This is a genomic window from Flavobacterium sp. (genome assembly GCF_049590715.1).
Lineage (GTDB): Bacteria > Bacteroidota > Bacteroidia > Flavobacteriales > Flavobacteriaceae > Flavobacterium.
The window spans coordinates 22,282-32,362 of the sequence record NZ_JBAWDL010000102.1 but is presented as its reverse complement, the minus strand read 5'-3'; the positions used below and the strand labels follow the sequence as shown (position 1 = coordinate 32,362).

At 37.4% G+C, this 10,081-nt stretch carries 7 protein-coding genes; 1 reads left to right on the top strand and 6 read right to left on the bottom strand.

The features are described 5' to 3' along the window. Positions 1–403: 403 nt before the first annotated feature. The 5 genes from secA to WBQ70_RS04835 form a co-directional block, all read right to left on the bottom strand. Entirely contained in the window at positions 404–3,754 is a 3,351-nt protein-coding gene (secA, locus tag WBQ70_RS04855; protein ID WP_423911301.1) for a preprotein translocase subunit SecA, read from the bottom strand. Between the two features lie 86 nt (positions 3,755–3,840). Continuing rightward, entirely contained in the window at positions 3,841–4,062 is a 222-nt protein-coding gene (locus tag WBQ70_RS04850; RefSeq protein WP_007138072.1) for a DUF2795 domain-containing protein, read from the bottom strand. A gap of 162 nt (positions 4,063–4,224) precedes the next feature. Then, entirely contained in the window at positions 4,225–4,794 is a 570-nt protein-coding gene (locus WBQ70_RS04845; RefSeq protein ID WP_423911295.1) for a cob(I)yrinic acid a,c-diamide adenosyltransferase, read from the bottom strand. Positions 4,795–4,895: 101 nt separating this feature from the next. Next, positions 4,896–5,600: an ABC transporter ATP-binding protein gene (locus WBQ70_RS04840; RefSeq protein ID WP_423911294.1), complete on the bottom strand. Its 705-nt coding sequence runs from the start codon at positions 5,598–5,600 to the stop codon at positions 4,896–4,898. Between the two features lie 125 nt (positions 5,601–5,725). After that, on the bottom strand, positions 5,726–6,505 hold the full coding sequence (locus WBQ70_RS04835; protein WP_423911293.1) for an O-methyltransferase: 780 nt from the start codon (positions 6,503–6,505) through the stop codon (positions 5,726–5,728). Positions 6,506–6,832: 327 nt separating this feature from the next. Here WBQ70_RS04835 and WBQ70_RS04830 point away from each other — a divergent pair, with 327 nt between their 5' ends. Further along, complete coding sequence (locus tag WBQ70_RS04830; protein ID WP_423911303.1) at positions 6,833–8,380, top strand: SDR family NAD(P)-dependent oxidoreductase; 1,548 nt, start codon at positions 6,833–6,835, stop codon at positions 8,378–8,380. A 298-nt stretch (positions 8,381–8,678) separates the two neighbouring features. Here the strand turns inward: WBQ70_RS04830 and WBQ70_RS04825 are convergent, their stop codons facing one another. After that, complete coding sequence (locus tag WBQ70_RS04825) at positions 8,679–9,905, bottom strand: BamA/TamA family outer membrane protein (protein ID WP_423911291.1); 1,227 nt, start codon at positions 9,903–9,905, stop codon at positions 8,679–8,681. Between the last annotated feature and the right edge of the window lie 176 nt (positions 9,906–10,081).

The window sequence follows — 10,081 nt, the reverse complement described above, 5'->3', positions numbered from 1 at the left end:
AACTTGTATATATGCGAAACAAACCTTCGCATAGCTACCCGAATTTAGGTGTATAGGCGAAGGTTTGTTTCGCTTTTATAACTGTTTCAAATATATTATTTTTTTCTTACAAATCATCAAAGGGACTTTTTATTTGTTGAATACTTTTCGTACGCAAGAGGTATGAACTTCATTCATGTTATAGTATGTCTTAATACAACAACCGATGTATAAATATGAAAAACAAAACGTCGATATCTAGCCCCGATAGCAGTGGAAATCCTCTTGTGGAGCGATAGCGGAATAAGAGATTGCAACGCATAGCGGGAGGGAAGTTATTATGAAAACCAAACATTCTGCTCCTGAAAACAAAAATCCCCAACTACTTTCGTAATTGGGGATTGGGAATCTGTTATTTAAAAGGTTATTCTTTCACAATAACCCATTGACCTGAGGCTACTAAGCTTTCGGCTTTTTTGAATTTCATTTCTTGTGTTTGTCCGTTAGCCACGTTTTGAATCGTAACGGTGTCGTTGCGATTGATTTTTGGCATATCACGAGTGATCGTTTCGGTCACTTGACGTTGCTGTGTTTCGCCTGCTTCACGGTTGGCTGATTCGCTAGAGACGATTTCGTCTTTTTGAGTTTTGTAGTTCTCTTTTGGACGAGGAATTTCTCTTGCTTCGTGGATGATTTCCGGTGCGGATTGCTGTGGTAAATCCCCTTTGAAAAGGAATGAAATCACTTCTTTGTTAATTCCGTTCAACATGCTGCTGAACAAGTTGAAAGCTTCGAATTTGTAGATAAGCAACGGGTCTTTTTGCTCGTGAACGGCTAGCTGAACAGATTGTTTCAGCTCATCCATTTTGCGTAAGTGTTTTTTCCAAGCTTCGTCAACAATAGCTAGGGTGATGTTCTTTTCAAAATCAGCTACCAATTGTTTTCCTTGAGTTTCGTATGCTTTTTTCAAGTCGGTTACCACGTTCAACGATTTTACACCATCAGTAAATGGCACTACGATACGCTCAAACTGGTTGTTTTTATCTTCGTAAACATTAGCAATGATAGGGAAAGCTTCTCTAGCAGAACGTTCTGTTTTTTCGTTGTAATATTTAAGGGCTTCTTTGTAAACTTTACCCGTCAGTTCGATTTCAGTACCTTTTGTGAAATCAGCTTCGCTTATAGGTGACGTGATAGAGAAATAACGGATTACATCAAATTCGAATGCTTTGTAATCGTTAGTTGCTTTTGTGTTTTGCACTATCAATTCGCAAGTGTCATACAACATATTTGCGATGTCTAGTTTCAAACGTTCTCCAAACAAAGCATGACGACGACGTTTGTACACTACTTCACGTTGTGCATTCATCACATCATCATATTCTAATAAACGCTTACGAACACCAAAGTTGTTTTCTTCGACTTTCTTTTGAGCGCGCTCGATAGATTTTGTCATCATCGAGTGTTGGATTACTTCACCTTCTTCAAGACCCATTCGATCCATCACTTTAGCAACTCTTTCAGATCCAAACAAACGCATTAAGTTATCTTCTAGCGAAACGTAGAATTGTGAACTACCTACATCTCCTTGACGACCAGCACGACCACGTAACTGACGATCCACGCGACGAGAATCGTGACGCTCTGTACCTACGATGGCTAATCCACCTGCTGCTTTTACTTCGGCAGATAATTTGATATCCGTTCCACGACCTGCCATGTTAGTTGCAATCGTAACGACTCCTGGTTTACCTGCGTCCTCAACGATTTGGGCTTCTTGCTTGTGCATTTTAGCATTCAATACATTGTGTGTAACGCCTCTCATTTTAAGCATTCGGCTTAACAATTCAGAGATTTCAACCGATGTTGTTCCAATAAGAACTGGGCGACCTGCTTTAGACAATTCGGTTACATCTTCGATTACCGCGTTGAATTTTTCACGGGTTGTTTTGTAGATGAAATCTTCTTTATCTTGACGTGCCATTGGTCTGTTTGTTGGAATTTCAACAACGTCCAATTTGTATATTTCCCAAAGCTCTCCTGCCTCAGTAACTGCTGTTCCAGTCATACCGCCTAACTTGCTGTACATTCTGAAATAGTTTTGTAGTGTTACCGTTGCAAAAGTTTGCGTTGCTGCTTCGATTTTTACGTTTTCTTTGGCTTCAATCGCTTGGTGCAATCCATCAGAATAACGACGACCGTCCATGATACGACCAGTTTGCTCATCGACAATCATAATTTTGTTGTCCATGATAACGTATTCTACATCTTTTTCGAATAAAGCATAGGCTTTCAAAAGTTGTGTCAATGTATGGATACGCTCACTCTTGATACTGAAATCTTGGAACAAACGTTCTTTTTCTTCCGCTTCGGCATCTTTGTCTAATTTTTTCTTTTCGATAGCTGCAATTTCAGTTCCAATATCTGGAAGGACAAAAAAGTCAGCATCTGTATCTCCTGAAAGGTATTTGATACCATTGTCAGTCAACTCCACTTGGTTGTTTTTTTCTTCAATAACAAAATACAAAGCTTCATCAACCTTTGGCATTTCTTTATTGTTGTTCTCCATATAGGAGTTCTCTGTTTTTTGGAGCAATTGTTTGATTCCTTCTTCACTCAAAAACTTAATCAACGCTTTGTTTTTAGGCAAACTTCTATAAGCTCTCAAAAGGATAAAACCACCTTCTTTAGTGTTTCCTTCTTTGATTAATCTTTTAGCTTCTGATAAAAATCCATTCGCTAGTTGGCGTTGTAAGCTTACTAGGTTTTCGATTTTTGGTTTCAATTCGTTAAACTCATGGCGGTCTCCTTGAGGAACTGGTCCCGAGATAATTAATGGCGTACGAGCATCATCAATCAATACAGAATCCACCTCATCGACAATTGCGTAGTTGTGTTTTCTTTGTACCAAATCGTCTGGTGAATGCGTCATGTTATCACGCAAGTAGTCAAAACCAAATTCGTTATTGGTACCATAGGTAATATCGGCATTATAGGCGGCTCTTCTTCCTTCTGAACTTGGTTGGTGATTGTCAATACAATCTACTGTCATTCCGTGGAATTCAAATAAAGGCGCTTTCCAAGTACTATCACGTTTAGCCAAATAGTCATTCACGGTTACTAAATGTACTCCGTTTCCTGTCAAAGCATTCAAGTAAATAGGGAGTGTTGCCACTAATGTTTTTCCTTCTCCCGTTTGCATTTCAGCTACTTTACCTTCATGTAACACCATTCCGCCGATCAACTGTACGTCATAGTGAATCATGTCCCACGTAATGGCTTTACCCGCAGCATTCCATTGGTTTTTCCAAGTCGCTTTGTCTCCATCAACGGATACGTATGGTTTTGTTCCAGAGAACATTCTGTCTTTTTCGTTAGCAGTAACGGTGATTTCTGGATTGTCTTTAAAACGTCTTGCCGTTTCTTTTACTACTGCAAAAGCTTCAGGAAGAATTTCAAGTAATGTTTTTTCTGAAATTTCGTAAGCTTCTTTTTCAAGAGCATCGATTTTTTCATAAATAGTTTCTCTTTGATCGATGTCTTCCGTGTTTTCTACTTCTTCTTGAAGTGCTTTTATCTTAGAATCGATAGAAGCACGTGCTTCTTTGATTTGATCTTTGAAAAAGTAGGTACGTGCTCTTAAATCATCATGTGATAAGGTGATTAAGTGGCTTTCGAAACTTTTAATTTTTTTGAGGTAAGGTTGTAATGCCTTAACATCTTTCTCGGATTTATCTCCTACGAAAGCTTTTAAAATGCTGTTTATGAAACTCATAACTGTTTATGTTTCTGGTTTATTTTTTTAGTTTATGTTTAACCAAAAAAAAAGTCTCACAGGAGACTTTTTCTTAGTATTATTTTTTAATATTCGTCCTCATTCCAAAGATAATCTTCGTCAGTAGGATAATCAGGCCAAATTTCTTCCATCGATTCGTATATCTCCCCTTCGTCTTCAATAGACTGTAGGTTTTCTACCACTTCTAGTGGTGCTCCTGCACGTATAGCGTAGTCAATAAGTTCGTCTTTGTTAGCAGGCCACGGTGCATCACTTAGGTAGGATGCTAATTCTAATGTCCAATACATCTATTTATCGATTTAGTTTTGTGCAAAAATAATTTTTTTACTGAAAAAGACAAGTAAAAAATGATTTTTTTATATAAAAATTAAGAACGTATGTTTTTTAAGCCGCTTAGGAACTAAGTTTTTAAGGTGCATAGGACTTTATTCTCTCAGAATCTCAGTACCTTATTTCCTCGGAATCCATTTCACTTCTTCAGCGTTCAAATCAAAAGTCAACTTTCGTGCCAAGACAAAAAGGTAGTCAGAAAGTCGGTTTAGGTATTGAATCGTAAGTGGTTCTATAGGTTCTTGATGGTCTAAATGTACAGCTAAGCGTTCGGCTCTACGGCAAACACAACGTGCAATATGACAATATGACACTGTAGTATGTCCGCCAGGCAATACAAAATGTGTCATTGGTGGCAAAGCAGTTTCCATATTGTCAATTTCATTTTCCAATAATTGTATGTCATTTTGTAAAATTCCGAGGTTTTTTAACCGTGATTGTCCGTTTTTAAGCACTTCTTTTTCAGGTGGCGTTGCAAGAATAGCGCCCACAGTAAACAAACGGTCTTGAATTTCAATTAAGATTTCCTTATAATGTGAATCCATTTCTTGATCCCGAATGAGTCCTATGTAGGAATTCAACTCGTCTACCGTGCCGTAACTGTCAATCCTGATGTGGTCTTTAGGAACACGTGTTCCTCCAAAAAGTGCTGTGGTGCCACCGTCACCGGTTTTGGTGTATATTTTCATTTTTGTAAAAAAAGTTAAGTGTTATAGGTTAGGAGTTAGACGGTCGTAGATTAAGAATATATAATGTATTATTGGGATTTGAAACCAAAAACACATTACTCTTAACTCTTAACATCTAACTTTTTCCTCGTATCACTCTCAATCATCCCATCCCGCAAACGAATGACACGATGTGCATAAGCAGCAATTTCTTCTTCGTGGGTAACCAAAATAACTGTGTTACCATTAGCATGGATTTCGTTAAAAAGCGCCATGATTTCTAATGATGTTTTACTGTCCAAGTTTCCCGTAGGTTCATCGGCAAGGATAATAGAAGGGTTGTTTACCAATGCCCTTGCAACGGCTACCCGTTGGCGTTGTCCACCAGAGAGTTGGTTGGGTTGATGGTCCATTCGATCGGCTAGGCTTACTTGGTTTAAAACGACTTCGGCTCTAGCTTTTCGGTCAGATTTTGAATATCCAGCGTAAATCATTGGCAAAGCAACATTGTCTAGAGCTGTCATTCGAGGCAACAGATTAAACGTTTGGAATACAAAGCCAATTTCTTTGTTTCGAATGCCTGCTAGTTCATTGTCTTTCATTTTACTAACATCTTTACCATTCAAAATATAACTTCCAGAAGTAGGCGTGTCCAAACATCCCAAAAGATTCATCAAAGTCGATTTTCCAGAACCCGAGGGTCCCATAAGTGCTACATATTCTCCTTTGTTGATTTCTAAATCGATTCCTTTTAAAACATAAACGATTTCGTCACCTAGAGCAAAGTTTCGTTTGATGTTTGTAATCTTTATTAAAGGTTGGCTCATTTTGGATTTTGTAATGTCTGATTAAAAAAATAAAAGTACAAAATGTAATTGGAACTCTAGAGTACAAGTGTTTTTTAATGATTTTTTTTAAAGTAGTACGTGAAATCGGTCTCAAGTTTGGTACATTATACTCGAATTATAAAATGTTGTTTGGGTTGTTCGTATCTAAAGAAAACCAATCCCCATTGATAGGTGTCAATGGTGACTTTGACCTTTGGATGGTCTTTGATGATTTTCCAAGCCTCTTCCATTTCGGCAGACCAATGAATATCATCAAAAATCCAAACAGTATCATTATGCACCGTTGGCAACAACCGTTCAAAATAATTTAAAGTCGCCTTTTTCGAATGATTGCCGTCGAAGTAAATGAGTTTGAAGTTTGAAGTTTGAAGTTGAGAGCTGTCAAAATAAGCATCAAATTCAGTTGTGATACATTTTATATTGTTGATATTGAATTCTTTCAATTGTTTTTTTGCAATTGCCATCGTATTTGGGCAACCTTCGAGACTGGTAATTTGAGCATTTTTATTTCCGAAGGCTAAGGCAACAGTAGCTAATCCCAGCGAAGTTCCTAGTTCTAAAATCGTTTCAGGTTGAAAATACTCCACTATGCGATACAACAACTGAGCACGCTTTTGACTAATTCCAGCCGTTTTAGCAATTTTAGCAATTTGGCGATGGTTAGATTTAAAAATTTTCGAACCCGCACCAAAGTCGGTTACTTCAATCGTATTTTTATTTTCTAACAGGGATTGGCGGTAGTTTTTTAAAACCAAATAATAAGATTTTGGTTTTTTATCGTAAAAACATTTGGTAAGCAAAAGAAAAACAAACGGAGAATGTACTGCATGTTCGTTTTTGGAATGCCAAAGGAATTGTAAGTAGGATTTGATTTGGAAAAGCATTTTTTGAGTTTCAAAGTTTCAAAGGTACAAAGTTTCAAAGTTTCAAAGGAGCTAAGGTGTAAAGTTTTTTTAACCGCAGATTCGCTAATTTTTTTAGAAGTATTGTCAATAATCCGCTTAAAGGGTAATTAGCGCAAATTTATTCTGATCTAATTCTAGAAGACATTTTTTTTTTAAAATTAGCAAATCGTCGGTTATTTTTTAGCTTATGTATTTAGGAGTTACGACTTCCAAAACGTAGAGACTTTGTATCCTATCACTTTAGTCCCTCCAAAAAAAACTATATTTGCGAACTTAAAATAAAAGAAATACCATTTTTAGAAGATGATGCAGGAAGAACAACTACAAGAAATTACAATCACAACAGGAGAAATTGATCGTTGTATTGCTATTCTATCACAATTAAACACGGATACCGACCAGATTTTTGATATTCCAAAAGACCAAAGAACAGCTTTAATCAAAGCGGCTGGACAATTTGCACGTCCCGATCGTGACGAACTTTTGCGAAGAAAGAAAGATGGAAAAGCAGTAGCCAAACGCAAACAAGAAAAACGCGACAGAACGGCTCGTAAGGAAACAGGAATTCGTCATGCTCGTGAAGCAGCGGTATTTATGGCTCCAAAATTATTGGCTTCTACAGATTTGGCAAACAAAGAGCAATTAGAACTGGAAACCCCACGCAATTGTTATGTGTGTAAAACGTCATTTACTAAGATGCATCATTTTTACGATACGATGTGTACCGATTGTGGTGATTTTAATTATGCCAAACGTTTTCAAACTGCCGATGTCAAAGGGCAAATTGCTGTAATTACAGGTTCTCGATTAAAAATCGGCTATCATATTACATTAATGTTATTGCGTGGTGGTGCTACGGTGGTTGCTACAACCCGTTTTCCTGTTGATTCGGCTTTACGTTTTGCCAAAGAACCTGATTTTAAAGAATGGGAAGACCGATTGAAAATCCATGGTTTGGATTTAAGACATATTCCAAGTGTAGAGATTTTTTGTAATTTCATTGAACAAAAATACGGTCGATTAGATATACTGATTAATAATGCCGCTCAAACGGTGCGTCGTCCTTCAGGATTTTATAAACATTTAATGGAAAACGAAGAGCGTCCTATTTCAACCTTACCACTTCAAGCGCAAACACTATTATTAGATCATTTGAATTGTTTGGATGAATTGAAAGTGTTGACTTCAAGTATTTCTTCAAATCAAAACATGCCAGTGACATGGCACGGACCTGAACCAGGAATTGGATTGAGAGCTTCGGCACAATTATCCCAAATTCCGTATTCATTCGATAAGGCTTTGGTTGCCAATGAAGTTTTTCCAGAAGGAGAACTTGATGCTGATTTACAACAAGTTGATTTGCGAAAAACCAACAGTTGGCGATTGAAATTAGGTCAAATTGAAACGACGGAAATGATTGAAGTCCAGTTGGTGAATTCAGTTGCTCCTTTTGTTTTGTGCAACCGTTTGTCGGAACTGATGAGAAAAGACAATACTGGAAAAAAGCATATTATCAATGTATCGGCGATGGAAGGGAAATTTTACCGTGATTTTAAAGAAGCACGTCATCCGCATACCAATATGGCTAAAGCAGCTCTGAATATGTTAACGCATACCGCCGCTGGCGAATTAGCCAAAGTAGGCATCTTTATGAATGCTGTTGATACAGGCTGGGTGACTGATGAAGATCCAGCCGAGCTAGCCAAAAGAAAACAAGAGCAAGAAGATTTTCAACCACCATTAGATATTGTAGATGGAGCAGCGAGAGTAATGGATCCTTTATTTGACGGAATCAATACAGGCAAACACTGGCGCGGAAAATTCTTAAAAGATTATAACCCTATTGGGTGGTAAAATCCTCCCCCGACCCCTTCTAAGGAGGGGAGGGTATTGTGGATATGTTATTGTCTATAATGATGATGTAAGTATGTTCAAGCGTTCAGCTTAAAGGCTCTTACAATTCTTAAATGTTTTAAAAAATATCGGTGTCTCCTTAGTTTTTCTCCGTGAAATTATCCTTAGTAGTTTTGGAAAAGACTCGAAGTTCATAGCCCCGATTGCAGTGAAAATCCTCTGGTGTAGCGATAGCGGAACTAGAGATTGTAACGAAAAGCGGGAGGGGCCGTTGTTTTGGAAAAAGGTCGTCGTGCTCCTAAAATCCTTCCCCATCATTAAAATAGAACGTTTGAGAACCTCGTCCTAGACCGGCATTGACTACAAAATTGGTCAAGGTTTTTTTGTCGAGCAAAATACGTAAACCAATACCAGCAGCGGGCTGAATCGATTGGAATAATTTTACAGAACCAGCAACATCACTTGCGGTCGTGGCATTTGCAAAGACGGTGCCGCTAATCAATTGGTTGCGGGTGATAGGGAAACGATATTCGGTTTCGAAATATACTAAGTTAGCCCCTCGTATTAGCCCTTGAATGTACCCTTTTCCGCTTCGGCTGTTTTGATCCCAACCTATTGCAGGTAAGTTTAAATAAGGAAGATGGCCGCTAGTTACAAACTGACCATATGACCAGAATCCCAATACATGTTGCTTGTTTGTTTTACTCAGTGGGATAAAATACCTTGATTCTAATAATAAAGTGGTGCTTTGTTGTTGGGTGGTGTTTATTTTTGGGTTGAAACGGTAATTTAGATTAAAAAACAAGCCATTATTGGTATTGATTAGATTGTCTCGGGTGTCAAAAATAAAATTCAAACTCATTCCTTTTACACCATATTGCTCTGGGTTGAAACCATACTTTTGGGAATAATCGTAGTGATAAGTATGTTTATCATTAGAGACATCTAGTAGTTCATCGTTTATTTTACTATACGCATCAATGTGGATTCCTGCACCTGCAAAAAAGTTGGGTAGCAGGTTGTACGAAACGGTTTCGTGAAACTTGAAATAATTGTATTTCATAGGTTGCTCGATAGCCAAAAGATCAAAATTATCATATGCTTCGCCATACGGAATTATGGCTGAACCCAAACCGAAATTAGACTGCGAGAAAACGTAATAACGGCAATCGCCACTCAGGAAAAAAGTATCGTCCTTGAGGTACATATTGTTTTTTAGGTAAGTCAGGATTTGTTTTTTGGTACTATAAGAGGCGCCTCCTGAAATTAGCGAAATCTTATTCTCTGGATTTTTCTTAAAACTATATTGGCTAATAAATCCAAGAGTAAAACCATTTGCGGGCTGGTAACCAAGTGTTGGTAGAATTATCAAACTGGTTTTTTTATCTGGTTTTTCAGCTTTTATAGAGTCTTCTTTTTTGAATAGATCATAAAAAGTCCGCATAGGGTAGGTGGTTTCCTTATTGTCCTCTTGGGAAAAAGCAATTTGAGTAGCAAAGAGTACAAAAAAGAATGCTATTTTCAATTTCAAAGTAGAGGCGAAATTCATAAGGAGATGGAATAAGTTTAAAAAACAATAATTTTGAAAAAAGACTTATCACAGTCAAGGTGTAAATCTAATGTAAAAACACGATAAATACTTTGTTGCTCTAATTAAAGAAATTATATTATTAAAAAACCACAACAATTATTAATTGTTGC

Coding starts and splice junctions, on each gene's coding strand:
- secA (WP_423911301.1), bottom strand. CDS start 3,754: ATGAGTTTCATAAACAGCATTTTAAAAGCTTTCGTAGGAGATAAATCC.
- WBQ70_RS04850 (WP_007138072.1), bottom strand. CDS start 4,062: ATGTATTGGACATTAGAATTAGCATCCTACCTAAGTGATGCACCGTGG.
- WBQ70_RS04845 (WP_423911295.1), bottom strand. CDS start 4,794: ATGAAAATATACACCAAAACCGGTGACGGTGGCACCACAGCACTTTTT.
- WBQ70_RS04840 (WP_423911294.1), bottom strand. CDS start 5,600: ATGAGCCAACCTTTAATAAAGATTACAAACATCAAACGAAACTTTGCT.
- WBQ70_RS04835 (WP_423911293.1), bottom strand. CDS start 6,505: ATGCTTTTCCAAATCAAATCCTACTTACAATTCCTTTGGCATTCCAAA.
- WBQ70_RS04830 (WP_423911303.1), top strand. CDS start 6,833: ATGCAGGAAGAACAACTACAAGAAATTACAATCACAACAGGAGAAATT.